Origin of the sequence: Coprococcus eutactus (genome assembly GCF_001404675.1) — a bacterium.
Classification (GTDB): domain Bacteria; phylum Bacillota; class Clostridia; order Lachnospirales; family Lachnospiraceae; genus Coprococcus; species Coprococcus aceti.
Genome location: NZ_CYXU01000005.1, coordinates 1 through 25,786, shown reverse-complemented (window position 1 = coordinate 25,786; position 25,786 = coordinate 1). Strand labels below are relative to the sequence as shown.

At 44.3% G+C, this 25,786-nt stretch carries 22 protein-coding genes and 6 tRNA genes; all 28 read right to left on the bottom strand.

Going from position 1 to position 25,786, the window contains the following annotated elements:
• Positions 1–80: 80 nt before the first annotated feature.
• A complete protein-coding gene (locus ARA78_RS10175; RefSeq protein ID WP_055280541.1) occupies positions 81–701 on the bottom strand; it encodes a hypothetical protein in 621 nt (206 codons plus the stop codon).
• Positions 702–805: 104 nt separating this feature from the next.
• The gene (gene srtB, locus ARA78_RS10170; RefSeq protein WP_055280483.1) at positions 806–1,768 is read right to left on the bottom strand and encodes a class B sortase; all 963 of its coding nucleotides are present in this window, start codon (positions 1,766–1,768) and stop codon (positions 806–808) included.
• Positions 1,769–1,775: 7 nt separating this feature from the next.
• Positions 1,776–2,750 (bottom strand): LCP family protein, encoded by a 975-nt coding sequence (locus ARA78_RS10165; RefSeq protein ID WP_172674920.1) that lies wholly within the window; start codon positions 2,748–2,750, stop codon positions 1,776–1,778.
• 97 nt (positions 2,751–2,847) lie between these two features.
• Positions 2,848–4,083, bottom strand: coding sequence for a serine hydroxymethyltransferase (gene glyA / locus ARA78_RS10160; protein ID WP_015533968.1), 1,236 nt, complete (start codon positions 4,081–4,083; stop codon positions 2,848–2,850).
• Positions 4,084–4,129: 46 nt separating this feature from the next.
• On the bottom strand, positions 4,130–5,074 hold the full coding sequence (locus tag ARA78_RS10155) for a glycosyltransferase family 2 protein (RefSeq protein ID WP_242849715.1): 945 nt from the start codon (positions 5,072–5,074) through the stop codon (positions 4,130–4,132).
• Between the two features lie 43 nt (positions 5,075–5,117).
• Entirely contained in the window at positions 5,118–6,059 is a 942-nt protein-coding gene (locus ARA78_RS10150) for a hypothetical protein (RefSeq protein WP_022216134.1), read from the bottom strand.
• A gap of 146 nt (positions 6,060–6,205) precedes the next feature.
• Positions 6,206–8,782, bottom strand: coding sequence for an ATP-dependent chaperone ClpB (clpB, locus tag ARA78_RS10145; protein ID WP_055280480.1), 2,577 nt, complete (start codon positions 8,780–8,782; stop codon positions 6,206–6,208).
• A gap of 129 nt (positions 8,783–8,911) precedes the next feature.
• Positions 8,912–10,360 (bottom strand): LPXTG cell wall anchor domain-containing protein, encoded by a 1,449-nt coding sequence (locus ARA78_RS10140; protein WP_055280479.1) that lies wholly within the window; start codon positions 10,358–10,360, stop codon positions 8,912–8,914.
• A 207-nt stretch (positions 10,361–10,567) separates the two neighbouring features.
• On the bottom strand, positions 10,568–12,016 hold the full coding sequence (locus ARA78_RS10135) for a glycoside hydrolase family 1 protein (RefSeq protein ID WP_055280478.1): 1,449 nt from the start codon (positions 12,014–12,016) through the stop codon (positions 10,568–10,570).
• A 65-nt stretch (positions 12,017–12,081) separates the two neighbouring features.
• Complete coding sequence (locus ARA78_RS10130) at positions 12,082–12,804, bottom strand: NAD-dependent protein deacylase (protein WP_022216138.1); 723 nt, start codon at positions 12,802–12,804, stop codon at positions 12,082–12,084.
• Between the two features lie 23 nt (positions 12,805–12,827).
• Positions 12,828–14,087 carry a YbbR-like domain-containing protein gene (locus tag ARA78_RS10125; protein WP_022216139.1) on the bottom strand — a complete coding sequence of 420 codons (1,260 nt, stop codon included), beginning with the start codon at positions 14,085–14,087 and terminating at the stop codon, positions 12,828–12,830.
• Entirely contained in the window at positions 14,077–15,000 is a 924-nt protein-coding gene (gene cdaA, locus ARA78_RS10120) for a diadenylate cyclase CdaA (protein WP_055147046.1), read from the bottom strand. Before cdaA ends, ARA78_RS10125 begins: the two co-directional genes overlap by 11 nt.
• A 91-nt stretch (positions 15,001–15,091) precedes the next feature.
• Positions 15,092–16,114, bottom strand: a complete 1,023-nt coding sequence (locus ARA78_RS10115) for a hypothetical protein (RefSeq protein ID WP_015533973.1) — start codon at positions 16,112–16,114, stop codon at positions 15,092–15,094.
• Positions 16,115–16,116: 2 nt separating this feature from the next.
• Positions 16,117–16,548 (bottom strand): hypothetical protein, encoded by a 432-nt coding sequence (locus ARA78_RS10110; protein WP_015533974.1) that lies wholly within the window; start codon positions 16,546–16,548, stop codon positions 16,117–16,119.
• A gap of 124 nt (positions 16,549–16,672) precedes the next feature.
• A complete protein-coding gene (locus tag ARA78_RS10105; protein ID WP_022216142.1) occupies positions 16,673–17,416 on the bottom strand; it encodes a tetratricopeptide repeat protein in 744 nt (247 codons plus the stop codon).
• On the bottom strand, positions 17,413–18,360 hold the full coding sequence (locus ARA78_RS10100) for a vWA domain-containing protein (RefSeq protein ID WP_015533976.1): 948 nt from the start codon (positions 18,358–18,360) through the stop codon (positions 17,413–17,415). Before ARA78_RS10100 ends, ARA78_RS10105 begins: the two co-directional genes overlap by 4 nt.
• 19 nt (positions 18,361–18,379) lie before the next feature.
• Positions 18,380–19,411 carry a VWA domain-containing protein gene (locus tag ARA78_RS10095; protein ID WP_022216143.1) on the bottom strand — a complete coding sequence of 344 codons (1,032 nt, stop codon included), beginning with the start codon at positions 19,409–19,411 and terminating at the stop codon, positions 18,380–18,382.
• A complete protein-coding gene (locus tag ARA78_RS10090) occupies positions 19,402–19,878 on the bottom strand; it encodes a hypothetical protein (protein ID WP_022216144.1) in 477 nt (158 codons plus the stop codon). Before ARA78_RS10090 ends, ARA78_RS10095 begins: the two co-directional genes overlap by 10 nt.
• 45 nt (positions 19,879–19,923) lie before the next feature.
• Positions 19,924–20,814: a DUF58 domain-containing protein gene (locus ARA78_RS10085; RefSeq protein WP_022216145.1), complete on the bottom strand. Its 891-nt coding sequence runs from the start codon at positions 20,812–20,814 to the stop codon at positions 19,924–19,926.
• A gap of 16 nt (positions 20,815–20,830) precedes the next feature.
• Complete coding sequence (locus ARA78_RS10080; RefSeq protein WP_015533980.1) at positions 20,831–21,820, bottom strand: AAA family ATPase; 990 nt, start codon at positions 21,818–21,820, stop codon at positions 20,831–20,833.
• A 283-nt stretch (positions 21,821–22,103) separates the two neighbouring features.
• Positions 22,104–23,774 carry a Na+/H+ antiporter NhaC family protein gene (locus ARA78_RS10075; protein WP_022216147.1) on the bottom strand — a complete coding sequence of 557 codons (1,671 nt, stop codon included), beginning with the start codon at positions 23,772–23,774 and terminating at the stop codon, positions 22,104–22,106.
• 984 nt (positions 23,775–24,758) lie between these two features.
• Positions 24,759–24,938 carry a DUF951 domain-containing protein gene (locus ARA78_RS10070; RefSeq protein WP_015533982.1) on the bottom strand — a complete coding sequence of 60 codons (180 nt, stop codon included), beginning with the start codon at positions 24,936–24,938 and terminating at the stop codon, positions 24,759–24,761.
• Between the two features lie 115 nt (positions 24,939–25,053).
• Positions 25,054–25,126: transfer RNA gene (locus tag ARA78_RS10065), tRNA-Phe, on the bottom strand.
• Positions 25,127–25,137: 11 nt separating this feature from the next.
• Positions 25,138–25,211, bottom strand: a tRNA-Met gene (locus ARA78_RS10060).
• A 14-nt stretch (positions 25,212–25,225) separates the two neighbouring features.
• Positions 25,226–25,307 (bottom strand) — tRNA-Tyr (locus ARA78_RS10055).
• Positions 25,308–25,344: 37 nt separating this feature from the next.
• Positions 25,345–25,417, bottom strand: a tRNA-Thr gene (locus ARA78_RS10050).
• A 16-nt stretch (positions 25,418–25,433) separates the two neighbouring features.
• A tRNA-Glu gene (locus tag ARA78_RS10045) sits at positions 25,434–25,505 on the bottom strand.
• A gap of 16 nt (positions 25,506–25,521) precedes the next feature.
• A tRNA-Asn gene (locus ARA78_RS10040) sits at positions 25,522–25,593 on the bottom strand.
• Positions 25,594–25,786 lie beyond the last annotated feature (193 nt).

Sequence of the window (25,786 nt, the reverse complement as noted above, 5' to 3'; positions counted from 1 at the left end):
TAATCACTTGACTTTCTAAACATAAAAAAGAACTTTTGCACATATATATGCAAAAGTTCTTTTTTTATATACACTATATATTATTTTCTTATCCTTCTCACTGATACAACCACAAGTGCCGCCGCTACGATTCCGGTAAATATGTATATTGGAAGTCTGTCTCCTGTCTGTGGTGCCTTTCCTGCCTGTGATACACCCGCAGTCTGAGGATCATCATCCGGTATATCTATGTCATCCTTGACAAACACTGCAAGCTGTCCATCCGATGGGAATTCTGCCAGAAGAACTCCGCTCTCTACGCTGAATGGAATCTTGGTCCAGTCTCCGTCATCCGGAAGAAATCTCACCTGAACTGTCATATCACTGGTGATGGCTGCTCCTCTTATCTTTGTCGTCTCTATCTCAGAATAATCATAATCATTCACCGCTGTAACTGAGAACACTGCAAGAGTTGAATATCCATCCAGTGATTTATCTCCAAGCACCTCCGATGGTGCATCTCCAAGCATGAGATTGTCAATATCCGCTATAGTTGTATCCGCCTCGGATATGAGAATGTGTGTCGAATCTGTCTCATAATCATTCTCCGGGCTGTTATTCGCAAATGCTGTTGTTCCGCAGCCTAATGTTATCGCTACCGCTGCAAGCCAGGCTGCCGCTTTTCTCTTAAATGAAGCTGCCTTCCCCAATCTTGTTGTCATAACCTTCACTCCTTGTCTCCCTGATGTCCTTCTCCTGACATCATACTTTGTTCCAAAGTATACCATCATAAAAAGAGAGCGTCAATTGTGCAAAACTCCCTTTTTTATCTGGCATCCGCTTCTATTTCCCCTGTGAGTACCGACTGCACGATCCATCTTTTTCCATCCATTCCACAACATGTAGAAAGAGTCAGCAGTCTGCTGTCAACATCTATTTTTTGGTCATTTTGCACAACCCCAGTATCAAAATTCTCGTCAAATATTCCATCTATGTACGACCGTCTGCCTTTTTTGTCAGAGAAATCATTGTATGTGAATATATGTCTGTCATTTGTCCTGTATGCAGCAAACACCGTATAACACAGCGTACTGTTCGGTGTGTATACATACACATTCCTGTTGTTTCTGAGGAATTCCTCATCCTCATAATTGTGCAGAGTCTTGAACATAGTTCCACTGGACATGTTGTGTCCATACATGACCGTATCAAAATCCGAAAATCCTCTGGAATTTGCAGAGTCTATGAAGATTGCTCCATCAGGGCTGTACTCCCCATATGCATCATGGCTCAGATAATAGCTGTTGTCACTGCCCTGCAGTACCGCATAATCGACATCTGTTCCAGGTATGTATATCCACGCACATATATCCTGATTCTTTTTCTGAAGTTCATCAAAGTCCACCTTCACATGCGGGAATATCACATCATCAATTCCTGCATCCTGCTTGGACGAGGCATCGCTCTCCGTAGCTCCATCTGTTCCATAATCCACATACTCCCTGAGTGCCCGGTTTGCACGGTTGCTCCGGTTATGTGCAAACGCATATCTCACGATCAGGCAGATGCACACCAGCAAAACCACCGATGATACCCCCAAGACTACCTTCCATAAGAGCTTCTTACGCTCTCCTCCCGGTTCGGTCATCACTGCCTCTGTCTCAGGGCTGTCGGTATTTCCATTTTCTGCGTGACTTTCCCGCTCATTGTCCTCGACAACGGATTGCGCGAGCGCCACCGCCTCTGCAATTTTTCTTTCTAATTCTTCCTGTCTATCATCGTTCTGCATACAGGCATTACTCCACTTCTCTGTAGAACATTTCGACAAGCTGCTCCTTTAACGCCGCATCGTCAACAATATATTCATCATAATAATTCTCTCTCTCATATGAACCCGGGAACTCATACATTCCGTCATCAGTAAACTCCGCCCCGGCAAATTTCCACGCCAGATACAGCATCCCGGTTCTGGATATGTCTGTTGATATATATCCCGACATCTGTTCATACATATCCCATATCTTCAGGGGATTTCTCTTAAGCTTTTCCTTTAGCAGACCGCACCATGCACACATGTACTGCTTCTGCCTGTCCATACGGGCGGCATTTGTTCCTATATCCTCCGAGGCACTGTTGCGCTCCGTCACATAATATACCGCCTGCTCCCCTGACAGTGTCACTGTCTCGCCCTGGCGTATATCTGCTCTGTCCAGATCCTCCATGGCTTTCACCGTCACTCCGCCGACAAGCTCGTTCATCTTGCTGATCCCATCAAAGTCAAGCGTCACATATGCATGTATCGGAAGTCCGTCAAGCAGTTCTGATACCGTATATTCCGTGAGTTCCGCACCGTCAGCCACATCACTGCCATATGAAAATGCCAGTGCTGCCTGAAGATTCTGGGTCGTGATATATTTGCCCGCAACACCAAATACCTTGACAGGTGCCAGAGTATCCCTGTTGATATTCAGGCATCTTATCGTCTTGTCCCTGACATTGAGTGTGACAAGTATCAGGGCATCCCCCTGTCCCACGGTGTCAGCCTCTCCTCTGGCATCCACACCGATACACAGTATATTAATGTTGTCTTCATCATACATGTAGCTGTGACCTTCATACAGCATTTCAGCATTCCTGGATCTTTGTCCTCTGAGGGAGCTTCTGCCCGCATGAAGATATGCCGCACATACCAGAATCACCGCCACAACTATAGCCAGAACAGCCACGGCTGCTATGAGTAATTTTTTCTTAACTTTACTGTTACTTTTCATGTTCATGTTCTCAAAAAGCGGCACGGAAACTTCCGTGCCGCTCTTGTTCTTATCTTATATGCCTGACGTACTGCAATGCATCAATATTTCTTATCGATTATGCATACAGTGGATACTTCTCTACAATACTCTTTACAAGCTGCTCAGCCTTTGCCTTATCATTGTCAAGGACTGCTGCCTTTATGGCGTCTGCTATGATCTCCATGTCAGCCTCATTTGCACCTCTTGTGGTAACGGCTGGTGTACCAAGTCTTATTCCACTTGTTACAAATGGTGACTTAGGGTCGTTTGGAACAGTGTTCTTGTTTGCTGTGATATGAACCTCGTCAAGAAGCTTCTCAACTTCCTTACCTGTAAGTCCAAGTCTCTTGAGATCCATGAGCATCAGATGATTGTCTGTTCCGCCTGATACAATATCAAAGCCTCTTGCCATGAGTGCCTTTGCAAGTGCTGCCGCATTCTTGACAACCTGCTCCTGATATGCCTTGAACTCAGGTGTAAGAGCCTCCTTGAAGCATACTGCCTTACCGGCTATCACATGCATGAGAGGACCGCCCTGGATTCCAGGGAATACAGCCTTGTTGAAATTAAACTTCTCATTTATCTCGTTGCTGCACATGATCATACCACCACGAGGTCCGCGGAGAGTCTTGTGCGTTGTGGTTGTTGTCACATGGGCATATGGGATTGGGCTCATGTGAAGTCCTGCTGCCACAAGTCCGGCGATGTGTGCCATATCTACCATGAGATATGCTCCAACCTCATCAGCGATCTCTCTGAATCTCTTGAAATCAATAGCTCTGGCATATGCTGAAGCTCCTGCTACGATAAGCTTTGGCTTGCACTCCTTTGCAATCTCGAGAACTCTGTCATAATCTATAAATCCGTCATCGTTTACACCGTATGGCACGCAGTGGAAATACTTTCCAGACATGTTGACCGGTGAACCGTGGGTGAGATGTCCGCCGTGATCAAGATTCATTCCCATAAATGTATCGCCAGGATTAAGTATTGCGAAGAATACTGCCATGTTTGCCTGTGCTCCTGAGTGTGGCTGTACATTCACATACTCACAGCCAAACAGCTCCTTGGCTCTCTCTCTCGCAAGGTCCTCAACAACATCCACATACTGACATCCACCGTAATATCTCTTACCAGGATATCCCTCTGCATACTTGTTGGTGAGATGGCTGCCCATGGCTGCCATAACCGCCTTTGATACGATATTCTCGGAAGCTATGAGCTCCAGATTGTTATTCTGTCTGTTGAACTCGTCTGTCATTGCTGCCGCTACTTCTGGATCTACCTTTGTTATCTCGTCAAAACTGAACATCGAATTTACCTCCATCAAAAATTTGTTCCTATTATACTCATATATATCACTGTTTTTCAACAGTAAAATTTAACATGTCCTTGTACTGGCCATACTCGTACTCATCATAAAAATATTCCTCAGGCCTTGCGGATATTCCAAGCTCGTCATACCATTCGCCGAGAAGCTTCTCTCTGAGCTTTGTCTTTGTCGGCTCCGCCAGCGTGTTGTAGTTCCACAGGCTGAAGTGAAGAGCGTAATTTATATAGTCCTTCTCTATCTCTGTGTACAGACCGTGATCCTTCAGCATCTGTCTGAGTGCCAGCAGCATGTGATAGAAGTTATCCCACGACTTCTCTCTGGTCTTGGACAGCGAATCCCGGGTATCCACTCTTCTGTGGATGAGTATCTCACTTACTGTACATATGCGCTCCGCCAGCACCAGCGCGCTGAACACGAACAGCGCATCATTTGTGGTTCTCTGCTCCTGGAATTTCAGATCATTCTTCATCACAAATTCCCTGAGATACAGCTTATCCCACGCCCATCCCACAAATGCTCTGAATATATTTGTGGATATCTGTCTGCGGTTAAACGGCTCATACGGTGGAAGTGCCCACTCTATCATGGCCCACTTCTCATATACATACTCCTCAGTATCCATTTTGTACTGGTCTGATTTGTAGATGACTATCTCCGCCTGCTCCTCCTCGGCTCTGCGGAAAGCCTTCTCTACCATCTCAGGCTCGTAGAAATCGTCGCAGTCGAGAAACAGTATATATTTTCCTGTTGCCTCCTGCATTCCGCGGTTTCTTGCCGCACCCGCTCCGGCATTCTTCTCTCTTATAAGTACGATCCTGTCATCCTTCTGCGCATACTGTTCTATGATCTGCGCCGAATTATTGGTGGATCCATCGTCAACGCATATTATCTGTATATCTCTAAGGGTCTGTCCGGTTATCATGTCCAGACATCCCTCTATGTAACTCTCCGCATTGTATACTGTCAACACAATCGATACATCAATCACTGATACACCCCCTCCATCTCATCTGTTAGTTTCTATGCAAAAGCTTCTTTACAGCCTTCTTCAGTGTCACCGGAACAAACATCACAGCCTTGCCCACACGGAAAGTGGTTGATGTCTCATAGTTGATCCGCTGAGCTTCCATCTCTCTTCTGAGTTCATCATTTTCTCTGTGACTCGCATCCAGCTCTTCAGCGCGTCGCCCCAGTTCATTGTTAAGGTCAAATATCTTTTTGCTGTAGACTACCTTGCCGAGATAATATCTCTTGAGAAATCCCGGATCCTTAGCAAGAACATAAAGCCCTGTCTTCTCCTCCTGGCTGAACAGCTCCTGGTCAAGCTCATCAAGTTCCATGCTCCTGTGGAAATCAACAGCCATACGCTCAGCAAACTGCCAGCCCGCATCCTCTGTCATCCAGTGAAGCATCTCGTAGTAACATCTCCATCTCTGAAGAGTGTAATATCCCTTCCACTTCTCCCACACAGACCAGTCCTGCATGAGATGATCCTTTATGCGGTCGTAGGTTATATTGACCGTGTACGCCGCACCCACATCGTCTATCCACACTGTGTCTATCTCAACTCTGTCACACATGTCACAGGTTGCAAACATCGCCCTATCAGCATGTACAAATGCCATCCACAATATATACAGATCAGGAAACAGACCCTGCTGATGTGCCTCCACTCCGTCGCAGTATGTGTCCAGAAAGCTTCTGCTGTAAAGCCCCGCGCACACATGCCGTATCGCTATCGATATCTCAGGAGACGATGCCAGGCTCATAACCACTTCCCGCTGGACACTGTCATCCATTCTGTCATCAAACACTCCGATAAATTCCAGTTTTCCCTGCACGGCCCTTTCTGCCAAATGCTTCACAGCCTCCTCCGAAACAGCCACGCATGGTCTCGCCAGAAAAACATAATCGCCAAGATCTATCTTTTTTAAGCTGACATTCTCTGTACTCACTCCCTGCCCTCCTCATGTAAATTTCAAATAATATACCGAACATTTTTCACCAGCGCCAATTATACCATTAATTTCATTTTTTGTGAATACAGAGAAGGGCACAGGAGTATTACCCCTGTGCCCTTCTCTGTATGACCTGTATTATTTTATCTCTCATTTTCTGCCACAAGAGCCGTTCCATCATAATCGATGACTATGGCTGACTGTGTGCTTACGCTGCCCGCAAGTATCATCTTTGCAACCAGTGTCTCCACATTCTTCTGCAGATATCTCTTGAGCGGTCTTGCGCCATACACCTGATCATATCCCTGATCGATGATGTGCTGCTTTGCACTCTCCGTAAGCTTGATCGCGATCTCTCTGTCTGCCAGTCTGCTGTTGAGATCTGCCATGAGAAGATCAACTATACCACTGATGTTGTCCTTGGACAGTGCCCTGAATGTAATGATCTCATCAATACGGTTCAGGAACTCAGGTCTGAATCTGCTCTTTAGCTGAGCCATTACGTCATTCTTTAGTTCATCTGTGATCTCTCCGCCGGCAGCTGCGATATCCGCACCGCCGATATTGGATGTCATGATGATGATCGTATTCTTGAAGTCCACCGTTCTGCCCTGAGAATCCGTGATACGTCCGTCATCAAGTACCTGAAGGAGCACATTGAACACATCCGGATGTGCCTTCTCTATCTCATCAAAGAGGACAACCGAATATGGCTTTCTACGAACAGCCTCTGTCAGCTGACCGCCTTCATCATAACCTACATATCCCGGAGGCGCTCCTATAAGCCTTGACACGCTGTGCTTCTCCATATATTCACTCATATCGATACGGACCATGTTCTGCTCATTGTCAAACAGCGCCGCAGCAAGACTCTTTGCAAGCTCTGTCTTACCTACACCGGTTGGTCCAAGGAATATAAATGAACCGATTGGCTTGCTAGGATCCTTTATTCCTGCTTTTGATCTGATGATCGCATCGCTGACATAGTCAACGGCTTCATCCTGACCTACAACTCTCTTCTTAAGTTCACTGGCAAGATTAAGAGTTTTACTCTTTTCACTCTCCGTAAGTTTTGCAACAGGTATTCCCGTCCACTTGGATACGATCTTGGATATCTCGTCCTCTGAAACCACCTCATGTACGAGCTCCCTCTCCTTATCTGAAGCTGTAGACTCAGCCTCTGCAAGTTCCTTCTGGATAGCAGGAAGCTTACCATACTGAAGCTCTGCTGCCTTGTTCAGGTCATAGTTTCTCTGAGCAGCCTGTATATCGGCCTTGACCTGCTCCATCTCTTCCTTGAGTGTTCTTATCTTCTCAACTGCAGCCTTTTCATTCTCCCACTTTGCTTTCAGGGAATTTGCCTGATCCTTGAGTTCTGCCAGTTCAGCCTGAAGGTCTGCCAGTCTCTGCTTTGACAGATTATCCTCCTCCTTCTTAAGGGCTGTCTCCTCAATCTCCAGCTGCATTATCTTACGTGTGATCTCATCCACTTCAACAGGCATTGAATCAAGCTCTGTCTTGATCATGGCACACGCCTCGTCAACAAGATCTATTGCCTTATCCGGCAGGAATCTGTCTGTTATATATCTGTTGGAAAGAACCGCTGCGCTTACAAGGGCACCATCTGATATCTTAACTCCATGGAACACCTCGTACCTCTCCTTGATTCCTCGAAGGATAGATATTGTATCTTCAACGGTTGGCTCATCCACCATAACCGGCTGGAAACGTCTCTCAAGAGCCGCATCCTTCTCTATATACTGTCTGTACTCGTTCAGTGTTGTGGCACCTATACAGTGCAGCTCACCTCTGGCGAGCATAGGCTTAAGCATGTTTCCCGCATCCATTGCACCATCAGTCTTGCCTGCTCCGACGATAGTGTGAAGCTCATCGATGAACATAATCACTTCACCCTCAGACTTCTTAACCTCATCAAGGACATTCTTAAGTCTCTCTTCAAATTCACCTCTGTACTTGGCACCGGCCACAAGAGCTCCCATATCAAGTGCAAATATCTTTTTGTTCTTAAGTCCCTCTGGCACATCACCTCTGAGTATCCTCTGTGCAAGTCCCTCTACAACCGCAGTCTTACCTACGCCAGGCTCACCGATAAGCACCGGATTGTTCTTTGTCTTCCTTGACAGGATCCTGATCACATTTCGTATCTCAGCGTCACGTCCTATTACCGGGTCAAGTTTCTGCTGTCTTGCCCTCTCGACCAGATCATATCCGAACTTCTCCATAGCCTCATATGAGCTCTCCGGATCATCGCTGTCCACCTTGTGGTTACCTCTGATTTCTGCCAGCTCCTTGAGGAATGCATTCCTGCTAACTCCCCAGCCTTTAAGAAGCTCCTTGATATCCGAATCAGCCTTATCCACCATGCCGAGGAATAAATGCTCAACAGACACATATGTGTCGCCCATCTGCTTTGCTTCCTTCTCTGCCTGGATGAGAGCCTTTGAGAAGTTATTTCCGGCATACATATTGCCACCGCTGACCTTCGGCAACCTTGCCAGCTTATCCTCCACCGCATTCACGGCACCAGTAACATTCACGCCCATCTTCTCAAATATCTTGGCTATCAAACTGTCATCTATCTCAAGCAAGCCAGCCAAAAGGTGCATCTGCGTAAGTTCCTGATTGTCGTACTCCAGAGCTTTTTCTTTTGCTTTCTCTACAACTTCCAACGATTTACGTGTGTATTTATCCATCTCCATAGCTGTTTACCTCCTAAACTAAACTTTCAGGGAACTGATACCTTAATATCACTTCCCTGTCTGATGATAATATAACACACTTGTTAGCACTCGTCAATACCGAGTGCTAACATTTTTTATTATTTTAAATTATTTCTCTCTACGGTAAACTACCACCCCGGCAGCCCCTAATAAACATGCCATCATGACTATGAGCATCAATGCCACATTTCCGTCATCTCCGGTATTTGGTACACCTGACCCCTTTTTTGAGTCTGCTACAGTTGTATTCTCTGTTGAGGTCACGTTAGTCTTCTCATCGGTTGTCTGTCTCTCTGTTGTTACCTTCTCTGTCGTCTGCTCACTTGACGTTGGTTTTTCAGTTGAAAGTTCATTTGTAGTCGGTTCATTTGTTGCTGGTACATTCCCCTTCTTTACCACTACCTTTGCAGCAGGAGATGCATAATAATTTTTGGTCTCCTTATATCTCACATAATAATTTCCATCTGCAAGCTTCTTAAGTACCGTGCTTTCGCAATCCAGCCATTTTTTCTTGTCAACACTATATTCCATTGACGTCTTCAGATTAGATATCTGACCATCATTTTTCCCATCCACAGTCTCTGCCGTTGCGACCAAACCTGTAGGTGCCTTCTGCTTTGCCTTATCTATTGTGAACTCTTCCACGATCTGTCCATGCATGGTATTCTCACCCTTGATAGTAACTGTAGCTGTTCCCGCATCAATATTATCCGCATATACACATGAGTAACTTTTTCCCTCTGTCAGAGTCTTTCCGCCATAAGAAACCGTAACCGCAGGTTTCTTTTCTTTTCCATCGTACACATACGATTTTGGAGCAATGCTGACAGCGACATCTGCACCATCCGACAAGCTGCGGTAACGGAGAATAAAATCCTTAGCCTTGGCTCCTGTCTCATCATCAATGATTGTCGTTCCTTCTACAGAAAGTCCCTCTGGTACAAACTCTTTCACACCGTCAAATCCATCTGCAATATGCCCAAAGTTGCTAAGTCCGTCACTGTTCTGTACCGTAAATACACAGTCTGTATCCATCTCAAGTTTTTCAAACCAACACTGTGAACCGTTGAGCGTCACATTTGAGCCATTATTCAGACAGATTCCATCTTTTGTCATCCAGTTGATACTATCCGTAATGAATTTGACATTTGACAAAGTCAGCATAGCATTAGTAAATCCAACACTTCCATTTGTGATACCGCAATTTAATGTTCCGTTTTTCACGTATAACGAATAATCAAAATTCATCATCTGCAAAGTGACACTTTTACCGTTGAGATCTATAATGATATGTTTATTATGTTCACCATCATTGTATCCTATAGAAGCCGAAGGATCATATATATCACTAATTATACATATTGTATAGCCATTCTGTGCGGCTACAAATGCATCAGCCAGTGTAGCATATGATCCGATCTCATCGCCATTGCCATCCGTCACAATTGCCACATCCCCATCCGCGGCCTGCACCTTCACAGAGTTCTTTCCCGCAATAATCACTACAGCAAATATACATGCCATAATCAACCCAGTTACCAATTTCTTTGATTTCATAATTATCCCTTTCCTCCTGTCTTTAATCCCTGGCAGTTACTGCCAGATATTGCCATCAACATAACAAATAATTATAATACACTGGGGCTTTTAGTAAACTAGCCAAACGGCTAGTTTTAAAAATTAAATGACTAAATGCATAACTTTAGTACGAAAAAGAACCAACACTTATGTGCCGGTTCTCCCTGTTATGATATTATTCTATTATCACAGCTCCTCACCATTGGTCTCTATAACATGTTTGTACCAATAATAAGAATCCTTCTTGTATCTGTTCAGAGTTCCACTGTTCTCGTCCTCTTCTCTGTCCACATACACAAACCCGTATCTCTTCTGATATCCGTTGAGCCAGCTGAGAAGATCTGTGTAAGACCATGTGCAGTATGCCAGGACACGGCAGCCATCATCACACGCTTTCTTGAGCTCCTCTATGTGATGTTTCAGGTAATCTATCCTGTACGGATCATGGATCTCCCCATCCTCAAACTTGTCAAATGCGCCAAGGCCATTCTCAGATATTACGATTGGAAGGTCGTATCTTGAAGTGATCTGTCTGCAGCACATACGAAGTCCCATCGGATCGATGGTCCAATCCCAGTCTGTCGTAGGGAGGAATTCATTTGCAGGATTCTTGTAAAGTCCCGGAACACCCTGAACCTTTGTCGTGCCCTTCTTGCCGGTCGTGTTCATCTCGTGAGTCGTTCCCACTCCGTCTATCGGGTTGTGCTCGACAACGCATGACTGATAATAGTTTACACCCATGAAATCTATGAGACCTGCAGCCTTCCTGAGGATATCCTCGTCACCGTCCTCCATAACCGGAGTTAGATCCTTGCTCTTGAGGTAAGCAGCGGCAGCCCTTGGATAACGGCCATAGGCATACATATCCATCCAGTAGAAGTTGTTCAGATCATCATAATCCATCTTCGCCATCGCATTTTCAGGCTTTCTGTCAAATGCGTATGACGGTGTGTATGCGAAGGATGAACCGACCTTAGCATCCGGGCAGATCTCCTTGAGTGCAATAACACTCTTGGCGTGTGCCATAAATGCATGATGGTTTACCTGATAGAACATCTTCTGGTCATCAACCTTTCCTGGTGGGTGCATTCCTGCATTCCAGCCAAGACCTGTAAATACATTCTGCTCATTCATGATTATCCAGTGCTTTACCCTGTCACTGTATCTCTCAAACAGAACCTTTGCGTATCTGACGAAATCATCGACTATTCGTCTGCTCTCCCATCCGTGATACTGCTCCTCAAGTGCCTGTGGCATATCCCAGTGGTACACTGTTACCATAGGAACAATTCCATACTTAACCAGTTCATTGATCAGGTCATCATAGAACTGTAAGCCCTTTTCATTTATCTCGCCATTGCCATCAGGTATGATCCTTGGCCAGGATATTGAGAACCTGTAAGTCTTAAGTCCCATCTCCGCCATAAGTGCCACATCTTCCTTGTATCTGTGGTAATGGTCAACCGCCTTATCACCTGTCGTAGCCTTAAATGTTTTTCCCGGGATCCTTACGAACTGATCCCAGTTGGATGGGCCTTTGCCATCCTCATTCCACGCTCCCTCTATCTGATATGCAGCAGACGCACTGCCCCACAGGAAATCTTTCGGGAAGCCATTTGATCTGTCAAAATACATAAACCGTCCTCCATACTATATAGAATCTGTATAGCATGCCTTCAACATGCCTTTGTCGTCATATGCTACAGACTGCCCAGCACATCTCCTATCTTATCCGCTATCAGAAGATCTGCATTGCTGTCCGACTGTGTCGGGGACATATTTATAACCACCAGTTTCCGCCCCCTGAAATATCTGATAAGTCCTGCTGCCGGATACACAACAAGCGATGTACCACCGATTATCATCGTATCCGCCTCGGATATATACTGGAGTGCCCTCGACATATTGTCCTCATCAAGTGCCTCCTCATACAGCACCACATCCGGTTTTACAGTGCCTCCGCACTTTTCACACTTAGGCACACCATCCGAATTGACTATATAATCCAGGTCATAGAAAGCATGGCATTTCTCACAGTAATTTCTGTGAACAGAACCATGGAGCTCTATGACATTCCTGCTACCTGCCATCTGGTGAAGTCCGTCGATATTCTGCGTTATCACCGCCTTGAGCTTTCCCTGTTTCTCAAGCTCCGCCAGCTTTATATGAGCCTTGTTCGGCTTTGCATCAGCAAATATCATCTTGTCCTTATAGAATCTGTAAAATTCCTCCGGGTTACGTCTGTAAAAGCTGTGGCTGATTATAGTTTCCGGCGGATACTTATACTTCTGATTATACAGTCCATCCACACTTCTAAAATCCGGTATACCGCTCTCCGTCGATACTCCTGCACCGCCAAAGAAAACGATATTATCCGAATCTTCTATGATCTGTCTCAGCTCATTCAACTTTTCTGTATCCATATACATACACCTCCAGACAATGACTACTGTGTCTCAGTAACCTTTACCATAACTGTACACGTATTTACCACGGTGTACTTATCTCCATCAGGGACACTGAGCGTGATCGTATTATCGCCATATGAGAGCTTGGAAGCATCTATGGACAGCTTCAGGCTCTTGGCCGATACCTTGGACACCGCACTTGAGATTCCGCTCACGGTTATCGTATTGCTATCACCCATGCTCATCTCATAGCTGTATCCACTCTGCTTGCCCCTCAGGATGATATCCCCTGTGGTCACCGTTATATTTCTTGTAACTGATTTCTCGATCGCTATCTTCACATTGATGTATGCGCTCTCCTTTGTCACGACCACACCCTCTGGAAGATACTTTGATACATCAAGTGTCGTCTCAACATCTGCTGTACATCCGCTCACATCAACATCCGTTATATCAAGGCTTGTTATATCCTTTATTATCGATGCGTCTCCACCTATATCAACGGTCTCCGGTACATATGTTATATCTGATACAAGATATCCATCCGCAGGATCTCCTGTGACATCCACATGAACAGGTATATTCTTAGTCTTGTATACCGGAACTGTGACTGCTATCGATATCTCATCGTAGGATATCGACTTGTCTGATATCTTCTCACCATCAGCGGTTACAAATACAGGCGTACAGTTTGTCGTTATATCATCCTTTGCACTGGTCACATCAACTGTCACCTCTGCACGATCTATGCTCGAAACTATACTTGCAGCACCCTTTATCGTTATGAGGTTTGGAGCTGCCACACTGTTACCAACCGTATATCCGGAAGCAACCTCGCCTGTTGTCACCACGGACACAGGAACTGACACTGACTTCTCGTCCTCAAGTTCAACTGACAGCACGTTGTCCACAACAGTTATGCTGACCTTTTTAGCTATGTTGGTGCTGTTAGCAGTTACAGTGATAGGCACCGCATTTGTTATGGATATCTTTGACATATCCGCTACAGCCTTGAAATCCGACGCATCAAGATCGCTTATAAGTGATTTACGTCCTTTGACGACTATATCCACGGTATCACCTGAAGTTATCGTGTACAACTGATTCTGACTTGTTATGGCGTCAGTATTTACCAGATTGACCGGAATGTCCCTTATGGTCCTTGTCACGGCTGAATCATCGATGTTCAGTACAAGAAGCCACACCAGAAATCCAAGCACAACCGACAGAAGCTTAAGACCTATATTGCTGTATATCTTATTTGCCTTTTTCTTAGGCTCTGCGCTGTTATTTTTCATTCTCATCAGCCTCCTTTCTGGAAGCTTTATTCTTATTCTCCACAACGACTCTCTTTCTCCGCTTAACCGGACGGGCACCTGAAGACCTGTGGCTCTTTCTTCCATTATACTCCTTGCACAGCGTCTGAAGATGCCTTCTCACGCCCTCGCTGTCCAGATTCCTGAAGAGCTCGCCTCCCTGTGCAATGGATATTGAACCTGTCTCCTCAGATACGATAAGAGTCATACTGTCTGACACCTCACTGATACCTATACCGGCTCTGTGTCGTGTTCCAAGCTCCTTGTTGATGGAGTCATTTGCAGACAGTGGCAGATAACATGTGGCAGAAACTACCCTGTTCTTTCTTATGATCACCGCACCATCATGAAGCGGTGTGTTGTGCTCAAATATATTGAGAAGTAACTGGTTAGTCACGACCGCATCGATCGGTATTCCCGTATCAATATACTCGCCCAGTGCAACTTCATTCTCAATGACTATGAGTGCACCGGTACGGTTTGCAGACAGGACCTGGGCCGTCTTCACAAGCTCATATATCGTTTTCTCCGATATAACACCATCATCCTCGCCATCTCGTATAATGTAATTGATCAGCTTCTTTCTTCCAAGCTGTTCAAGTCCTCGTCTGAACTCCGGCTGGAACAGGATCACCACCGCTATTATTCCCACACTGAATGCATTCTTAAGCAGATATAAGATCGTATTGAACTGGAACACCGCCGCAATGGCAGTGAAGAGCACGATCATAACTATACCCTTCAGAAGAGTCCATGCTCTGCTCTGCTTGAACCACAACATGATCCTGTATATAAAGAATGACAAAATAAGTATCTCTATTATATCTACTGTGCCTGGAACTGTTATATAAAACCAATCAAAATACGTTGATATAAACGTTGATATCTTATCCATTTCATCCTCCTTTCGGTATATAAATACTCCGTATAATTAATGTGACCTGACAAAAGTCAGGTCACTCACATGTAAGCTCTTTTCAATGTATCTATCTTGTTGATCCTGTAACAGAATCTTCCTTTGCCGCTGACCGGCTTCTCTGTGCGCCTGATCCGGACGAAGTCGTCCTCTTCTGCTGTGGTCTTGGCGATGGCTGCTCTCTTCTGGCTGCCTTTCTCTGGGCACCACCCATGACCTTGGGCACAGCCTTTACATAGTAGTAGTAGTCATCGTCCTCAAACTGTGTATTCTCAACACTTGAGTAGTCCACAACTATCTTGAAGAACTGAACCACTATGGCCACCAGTATCGCCAGTATGCATCCAAGCAGAGCCCCCGCAAGGGATACCTCAACTTCCATGGACAAAGTTCCAACCAGGAACAGTATGATCTCTACCACACCGCCTGTGATGATGGCAACGTACCATGAATATGCAAATGACATTCTATATATTATGTATGTAAGAACTATAACAACTGCAAACACTATTATGGTGAGCAGAAGTGTCTTATCCTGCACCAGATGCTGGAAAATATACTTGTATCCCTCTATCAGATCACCCTCTGCTGAACTTGAGCTTAAAGCAACGTAATCAGCAGTATGCTTCAGGAAGAAGTAGAATATACAGCCAAATGCTGCAGGAACCATTCCTGTGAATCCAGCTGTCATTCCAGCCAGGATCGGCATGAAATACTGGAACTTTATAATGTAAAAGAATGGCATAAACAGAATGATCCATGATGCCTTAGGGAAAAATCTTATATATACACAATACATTATCACAAATATGACAACAAATGAGATTCCAAGCTCCAGACTTGCGCTGGCAACCTGGGCACATGCGTACAGTCCTGCAATGGCAAGTGTGAGCTGGCCTGAAAGGAACGCACACACAAAAGCTGCTGCCAGGACCACTACGATACTGCTTATCGTGCTGTTATATCCTGTAAGATGGTTTATTGACCAGAACACAACAAGTGCCAGTATAAACTTACACAGTGGTGAAACAAATTTATCATACTTACTACAAAAATTCTTTACTCCATCGCGGAAATCCAGAAGTGTTGACATTATCAGTTAGCCCTCCTCTTTTTTTTGACAGAACGGCGTGTTCCGTCCTCGTTCTCATAAAATTCTATCAGTTTCTTAAGATTCTGGTTATACTTTATGAGTTTTGGCTTTGCCTTCATATATCTGTATGTATATAAGACCCACGCGAAAAGCGCAAATGCAATACACACCACTGCATAGCCGCCCACAATGCTGCTCGCCACCTTCACATAGTCAAGCTCTGTGAGCTTCTCAACTATATCTGCAAGATTATAGTATATGTAAGCTGCGGCAAAAACTACAAACAGCACCGTAGATGAAACAATTGTCTTAAGACAGTTAAGCTTCACATAGTCACTTTGAAAATATTTACCCTTTTCGAGATCCTCACGTCCAAGCGACTCCTTGTACATGGCGATCTTCGTCATTAGAATGACCTTTTCTTCATTTACCATTGCTCGATTCTATCTCCTTATTCTGGTCACTTTTCCACAAATGACCATAACTAGCAGTATTATACCCCGCGTCTTAATATTGCGCAAGTTTTATATTTAGAATTTAATGTCTATTAATGTATGATCACCAAGTGCGTCCGCCGTAGTAATCATGTTCATTTTTGTATGTCTCGTATGCATCCATCTCCTGATTTCGTTGCTCAAGACTGTCTCCCTGGATGGCATCGAGCTGCTTTCGTATCTCCGATTCCTTATCAGAAGACTGAGGCTCCTGTGTATCCTCTTCGTTTTCATCGTCACTGCCCTGATCCTTCTGGTCATTTGGATCCTGATCACCTTTCTGATCCTGTTCCTCCGTCTGCTTCCTGAGCTGTTCCTCAAAGGCATCTATCTCATCCTTCAGAGTCTGTGCATCCTCGTAATGTCCATCCTCATCATCCCTGTGAGCGCAGTCATTCTCTATGAGAATGTCCTTTGCCCCCTCAAGTATGTCTATCACCTCATCCAGATTCTCTTTGGTAACACCCTCAGGATCTATCTGCTTCACTATGGACAGCGCAAGGTTGACCCTTGTCTTACAGTCGGACTCACCACCCGGCTTCTTTTCAAGTGCCTTACGAAACTCCTGCTCGGCGCCCTCGTAATCTCCCTGACTGTAATATACATCACCAAGATTATAATGGTATATATGTGGCTGAGTAAAGCCAAGCACGGCGTTCACTGTGCTGTCCACATATTGTCCCTTTTTGTATTCACTTATAAAATGCTCATTGCACAGATAATTCACCAGAAGCACCGCCATACACAGCAGGCTGACAGCTCCGGTCACTGCAGCAACGATCTTTATTATTCCTGATCTGTTTTTCATTTTATGACTTTCTTTCTCATATCAAAAAATTCATATACAACAAGTCCTGCAAATAATGCTGCAAACAGATAATATATATCCACATATCCTATGGTCTTACCCTTATCCGTTGACTCAGCGGTTCCCCGTGACTTCTCCACAACCTTATCCAGCGCAGAACCATCGTTCATATTTATATAGTCGACGCCCAGATCATCGGCAATCTTTTTCAGATTATCCTCATCGATCTTCGACACCGCTGGTTTATACGGGTAGTCCGATGTGTCCTCAAGCAGCTCCTTCCGGTCATCGTAATATGATTTCACATACATGTTACCGCCTTCCTTTGTGCCGTACCCCAACACTGCGCCTCCATCAATATATTTTTTCGCCCCGTCAAATGACTTGAGTCTGTCGTCGTTGGTTATTTCACCATCGCTTATAAAGAACACGACCACATTTCCATCATTTTTCTCCTTTGCACGCTTAAGGGTATCCGTCATCACATCTATGCAGACATTCATGGACGACCCCCTGGCATATAGCGAATCCAGCGGATATATTGAATCCAGAACACTTTTTGCAAAATTTGAATCATCCGAATATGGCGATATCAGATTTGCACTATTATTGAAAGTTATGACTGCAAATTTAGCACCGTCCATCTCATCAACTATGTGCTCGCAGTCTTTCTTCACCGCCGTCAGCCTCTCTGTATCCCCAGCATAATCCTGAGCCAGCATGCTTATGGTGTCATCCACAACGAACAGCACATATGTGTCAAGCTTCCGGACACTTGTCTCCACGTTGCTGCTTGGGACCATGATCCTCAGATTGATGAGAAATATCAGTATGATGGCAGCTATCTGCCTTATATATGCGCTTCTCTTCCGCCTTTTCAGGAACGCCATGCCAACGCACAATATGAGCATAAGCCAGATTGGTATAATTGGATCTATTCTCATAATTCTCTCCTGTAACGTCTTATAATTTGAGCCAGCGGCCAAGTCCTAGCATTCCTGCAAACAGAACCAGCATCAATACAAATGGATATAACAGCTCAGGTGTCTCAACATCCACCATCCTCACCTTGACCAGATTCTTACTCAGCTTTTCTATCGATGATACTATCTCTCCAAATGATCCGGATTCCTCCTCAAGATAGAATTTACCACCGGTCTTCTCCACCGCATTCTTCATGGACTCCTTGTTTTCCGGTGTCATCTCCTTTGTTCCAACTCCATACACCGTGACATTGTTTGAAACACATATATCGGCCGCCTCATCCAGAGTTGCCACCGGTGTTCCCTGTATATCATTGTCAGTGGAGAATATTACCACCTTTGTCCTCTCCTTGTCAGCATCCGAAAAATCGATTGCCGCAGCAGCAAGGCCGTCCCCTATAAGTGAGCTTCCCCTCTGCTCATTTCCAATCAGAGTTCCAGATGATATATATGCCTGATAATATATCCAGTCGTACCCCGATGAAAATGCATCGTCCAGATTCACTTCATTTCTGCTCTTCAGACACTGTGCGATCAGATCAAGCTGATCCTTCACATACTCATAATCATCCGTGAGCGGAGTAAGCAGCACCGGACTTGTGTTAAATATCACGATTCCAAAACGTTCGCCCTGAAGCTCATCAACTGTTTTCTTCAGCTTGTCCAGCAGATTCTCGTTGAGATAATCCACGGATGTTGATATGTCGATACACAGAATGATGTCCCTGCAATACTTTTCATCCTGCATACGCCTGCTCGTGTATGGTTTTGCCATGAGCAGGAATGCCGATACGACAACCAGTACGCAGCATATGAGCGTGGCTGTAAGCCCGGTCTTATATAATATTTTTCTTTTCCTGAAATATGCCTCATCTTCCTGGCATATGAGCCCTGCGATCTTTTTTCCTCCGGCATATTTCTTTGTCTTTTTGTATTTCACAAACACAAATACCAGCATAAACAGCGCAATAGCCAGGCCTGCATATAGAACAATATGATATTTTATTGCCATCTCTCAATCAAACTCCTTGTCTTCTCAAGGGAAGCCCTCACATCACCATCGGACTTTCTTGCAAATTCCGGCGCATAATACTCAGCCACAAGATAGTACAGCTCCGGCATGTTTAATCTTTCTATATCATACAGAGTATAATTCTGAACCCTTATGCCGGTTGCAGCATGAACAAATCCCCTGATACAACGGCTCATACGCTGATATGCACCTCTTACATCAAGTTTTCCCTGATCATACTGTCCCGCAATATCCGCCAGTTCTGACAGATATCTGGCCTTCACTCTACCCATATCCATAGGCGCAGGCTTCACCACCTTCGGCAGCTCCGCCGCCATTTTTCTACGTCTTCTCAGATACCAGCAGACACCAAAGAACAACAGCACTGCGGCTGTTATCACTCCGGTCAGCACGATTGGCCATACCACATACGAAAGCGGCTCCTGCAAATTCACTGAACTTTCCATATCTTATATCTTCTTCCTCTTATCTCCGGGCATCAGCCCATTTAACTACTTTCCAGAGCTCTCAGTCTTGTGCTTGTTGAGCAGCTCTACTATCTTTTCATCCATGCTGTCAGAAGACCTGACCGTCAGGTACGAAATACCAAGTTTCTTAAGCTTGTCGTCACAGGCACTTGAAAGCTCCTGCCTTTTCCTCTCTTCCTTCTTTGCCAGCTTCATGTCCCTGGTAAAAAATTCAGGAATATATGTGTCACCGGATATGTCATATACATTCTTACCGTTCATCCCGGCATCCTCAACATTTATAAGCAGTATATCATGCAGTACCTTTAACTGCTTTACAGTTGCCTCCGACATATTCAGGATACCTCTGGTGTCCGTCACCACAAGTATGATCATTCTCCTCCTGAAATTCCTCGCAATGAAGCTCAGCGCATCCCCCGTATCCGAGTCATTAGTCATGGTAACGTTCCTGTGGTAACCCGCAAGAATATTTTCGACATTTGCAAAGCCTGTCTTAAACGGATAGTGCTCCACGCCCCTGTCTGAAACATAAGTAGCGCTCACATAATCACCATTGTCACACACCATATATGCCAGGGTTCCTGCCGCCATAAGTGCAACGTCACTCTTCTCCTGAACATCATTGGCATATCCAAGCATACGTTTTCCGGCATCCATCACCAGCATTATATTATGCTTCTTCTCGGCGATATACTGTCTGACCAGAAGCTTCTGGCTCCTGGCAGATGCTTTCCAGTCCATGTCCTTGATATCATCGCCAACGACATACTCCCTGAGCTCATCAAAGTTCATACTCCTGCCCTTATAGATGGAATTGTACGAACCATCGATTATCCTCGACGTTGCCTTGGTAGTATATATGGTCTTATATCCCTTCATATTTCCCTGTATTCTGGATATATATGTCATCTTCATAATTAACTGTCTTCCCCTACGGCGTCTTAACCGAACCTATTATGGCATCTATAATCTTCTCAATCTTCACGTCTTCCGCAACAGCGGCAAATGTAAGCATGATCCTGTGTCTCAGGACTGAATATCTGAGTGCTTTCACATCATCAGGAACACAATATCTTCTCCCATTTATAAGTGCGATTGCCTTTGCTACCTCCATGAACGCAATAGCCGCTCTTGTGCTCGCACCCATGGCAACATACTGTGCAAGCTCAGGTGCAAGTATCTTATCCGTCATTCTGGTTGCCTGAACTATATCAACTATATATTTCTTTATCGCCGGATCTATATAAATCCTCTTGCACAGCTTCTGAAGATACACCACATCGTCAACGCTGGCAACGGACTTCACGTCTGAAAAAACTCCTGCCTCCACTCTGTTGAGTATCTCCATCTCATCCCTTGCGCTTGGATATGTCACAGTCTCCTTGAGAAGGAATCTGTCAAGCTGTGCCTCTGACAGCACATACGTACCCTCAGATTCGATCGGATTCTGGGTCGCTATTACCACGAACACCTCCGGCAGCTTATATGTCTTTCCTCCTATACTGACTTCTCTCTCCTGCATCGCCTCCAGCATGGCACTCTGTGTCTTCGCACTGGACCTGTTTATCTCATCGAGTAGTACAAAGTTCGAATAAACCGGACCTATCTTATCCTCAAATGTATTGGTCGCCATGTTGTACATCTGGGTTCCAATTATGTCGCTCGGTATAAGATCCGGTGTACACTGGATCCTTGAAAATGATCCATTAACCGCCTCTGTCATAACCCTGGCAGCAGTGGTCTTGGCAAGTCCTGGAACGGATTCCAGAAGCACATGACCGTTTGTCATCATTGCAACCAGAAGTGAATATCCCAGATAAGGCTGTCCCACAACCTTACTGTTATAGTAACTCAGCAAATTGTTGATTATCTCCGAAGCCTTCTGGACTTCTTCATTTGTTATCTCTCTGTTATCCTGCATAACTACTCTCTTTCCTTTATTTATTATGATGTCTGTCTCCCCGGCATCTATGGTATATAGAATATACCTTTACATGTGATTGCTCAAGTTAACAAATATAAAGTGCCCATGCTATATTTTGTCCATATAAACAAAAAAGTGACCAGGGGGTACCTGGTCACCATAATGAGGGGAGAGAGGATTCAAATAAATGAAAACTCTACTCTCACATATTAACTTATGTTCCATCATAAGTCAACTATTTTTTTCGTTAAATATACCTTTTATTTACAATTTGATCTGCCTACTCCGCATCCGCTACTCTAGTATCCGCATTCACATAACTTGCAGGATTCCTGCGCTTGATGACCCTGAGTACAAATATCAGAAGAACCATCATTGCTATGAATATCGGAAGCATGATAAACCACTTAACATGCAGATGGTATGTAAGCGGTCCAACTATAGCATATGACACGAATGACATGATAGCCGCTGTTATCGCATATGGAAGCTGTGTTGCCACATGATTTACATGGTTACACTGCGCTCCTGCTGATGCCATGATAGTGGTATCTGATATAGGTGAGCAGTGATCTCCACACACAGCTCCAGCCATACATGCTGATATCGCTATGATCATAAGCTCATTATTCTTACCCTCAAATACTGCACACACAATAGGGATAAGTATTCCAAATGTTCCCCATGATGTTCCTGTTGCAAACGCCATGAGACATCCAACTATAAATATAACCGCAGGAAGGAAACTAAACAGACTTCCCGATGCAGATGTCATTGCTGTCTGTACAAAATCCTTTGCACCCATCATATCGGTAGTTCCCTTGAGCGTCCATGCGAATGTAAGGATCAGTATAGCCGGTACCATTGCCTTAAAGCCCTCTGGTATAGCCTCCATACATTTACCAAAATCCAGGACTCCTCTTATCACATACAGAAGAATTGTAATAAGCAGTCCGAACAAGCTTCCAATTGCAAGTCCAACAGATGCATCACTGTTTGAGAATGCCTCTACAAAGCTTACACCGCTGAAGAATCCACCTGTGTAGATCATTCCTATAATGCAGCAGATAACAAGACATATGATAGGTATTATAAGATCAACTACCTTGCCGTTGCTGTTGACCACATCAGTCTCCTCTGCTGTGACAGTCTTCTTGCCATCTCCCATTGAGAGAAGATCTCCCTTCAGGGCATTGAGCTCATGCTTCTCCATGGAACCAAACTCAACCTTCATAACGATCATTGCGATCATCATCGCAAGTGTGAGGAATGAATAATAGTTATATGGTATGGCTTTTATAAACAGACCAAAGCCATCCTCACCCTTTACAAATCCACTGACGGCTGCAGCCCATGATGATACAGGGGCTATGATACATATAGGTGCCGCTGTTGCATCTATAACATATGCAAACTTCGCCCTTGATATCCTGTGTTTATCAGTTACAGGCTTCATAACACTGCCGACTGTGAGGCAGTTAAAATAGTCATCGATAAATATCAGAACTCCCAGAAGAACTGTGCAGAGCTGCGCGCCCTGTCTGGTCTTGATATGGGTAGCTGCCCAGTCACCAAATGCCTTGGATCCACCTGCCTTGTTCATAAGTGCAACTATGGTTCCAAGAATGACAAGGAATATCAGTATACCTACATTATATGAATCTGAAAGCTGTGCGATCAGTCCATCCTGCAGTACATTCGATATACTGCCCGTAAAACTGAATCCGGAGGCAAACACACTTCCTATTACAATTCCTATAAACAGTGAACTGTAAACCTCCTTCGTTATAAGTGCCAGCGTGATAGCGACAACCGATGGTACAAGTGCCCAGAATGTCGCATATGTCGATGGCGATGGAATCTTATCTACATATATAGACAGAATTCCGAGAACCGCAATAATGAGAATTACCACGGCGATGGCAATAAGATTTTTCTTGCTGCTCTTCATCTTGATCCTCCCTGATCTTTTTTCGTATGCATATTATCTGTGATAATTCATCTGTGGAATAATGTATTATCACGTCATATAAGTAAAGTTATATCACATAAACATACCATTTGAATAGTACAAATGTCTGATTTATTCCTTTTCAGTCAAAAACAGTCAAAATTTATTATGAATATGTGAATATGACGGAAAACAGTCAAATGCTATTGCATAAATAACGTTTATGTCATATTATCAGCTTGTAAGCAAGAGATACAAAAACAACAGAAACATCTTCAGCTTACACTGGAATTTGACAATTTACTATTTTTTGTTTTTACTCCCTTTTTTCGTAGTCAGAAATGACTACACCCCCCAATCCCTTAATTGACGCAGCCGTCAAGCGGCTGCGTCCCTCCCTTAAAGGTGAGTAACCAAATGTTATGATATATTCAATATCAGCTCACAAAAAATCTTATATAAATAAAAAGAGCAGAAGCATGATCGCCTAATCGTGATTCTGCTCTTTTATTATTATATATCTCTTCTGTATTGCGCAACTTGTCTGTGTGCAACTTGCGCAATATCGTTGCGTTATGTTACATCAGATGATTTTTTACGATTATACATGCAAAAGTAGTCAAAAACAGTCAAAATCGCCAACAAATATGGCATTATAACCTAAATGAGCCAAATGCTATTGCAATCCTGATCCATTTATCATATTATCAACTTGTAAGCAAGAGATACAGAAAGACAACAGAAAGCGTTGACAGCTTACACTGAAATTTGACAATTTACTATTTTTTGTTATTTACTCCCTTTTTTGTAGTCAGAAATGACTACACCCCCCAATCCCTTAATTGGCGCAGCCGTCAAGCGGCTGCGCTCCTCCCTTAAAGAGAGTAAAGCTAATATATGAGTTATACTCAATCGGCTCACAAAAAACTTTATATAAAAAAAGAAGCAGAATCATAATCGCCTAATCATGATCCTGCTTCTTTTTTATTCTTCAATAAATCCCTTGAAGTTCTTCTCCACCAATTTTCTGGGCACCATGACCTGATGATCACAGCCAGTACATCTGAGTCTGAAATCCATTCCTACTCTGAGTATCTCCCAGGAATTCGTTCCACAAGGATGCGCCTTCTTCATCTTTATAACCTGTCCAACCTCAAATACCATTCTGATATCTCCTCCTTCGGAATCCTATAAATATACATACTGTACGTTTTGGAGGGCTTTGCCCGCATAAACAAATAAAAGCTGAAACTCATAAAAGTTTCAGCTTTTCATCTAGTGCCCAAAGCTGGAATCGAACCAGCGACACGAGGATTTTCAGTCCTCTGCTCTACCAACTGAGCTATCTGGGCTTACATAAAAATAGCGGGGACAGGATTTGAACCTATGACCTTCGGGTTATGAGCCCGACGAGCTTCCAGACTGCTCCACCCCGCGGCAAAAAAATAAAATGGGCGGAGATGGATTCGAACCATCGAAGCATTACGCAGCAGATTTACAGTCTGTCCCCTTTGGCCACTCGGGAATCCACCCATTTATTGCTTTTGGCAACTTCTTGCTTTAAGCAAAAAGCCGATGATCGGACTCGAACCGATAACCTGCTGATTACAAATCAGCTGCTCTGCCAATTGAGCCACATCGGCATATTTAATTGTCAAATGACCCCAACGGGATTTGAACCCGTGTTACCGCCGTGAAAGGGCGATGTCTTAACCGCTTGACCATGGGGCCAGGTTTTCAAAAGCAGCTCCCCGAGTAGGGCTCGAACCTACAACCCCTCGGTTAACAGCCGAGTGCTCTACCATTGAGCTATCGAGGAATATCACCTGGTAAACCACGGCGTCTTTGTCAATGTTAACACATTTGACTTGAAAATGCAAGTGTTTTTTATATTTTTTAACTTGTACCTTCAGAATTTCACACAGAAAGAGGTATCTTCTAAAGCTTATCTCTTAGAAACCTCTAAGGATAAGTCCTCGACCTATTAGTACTTCTCAGCTGAGTGCGTTACC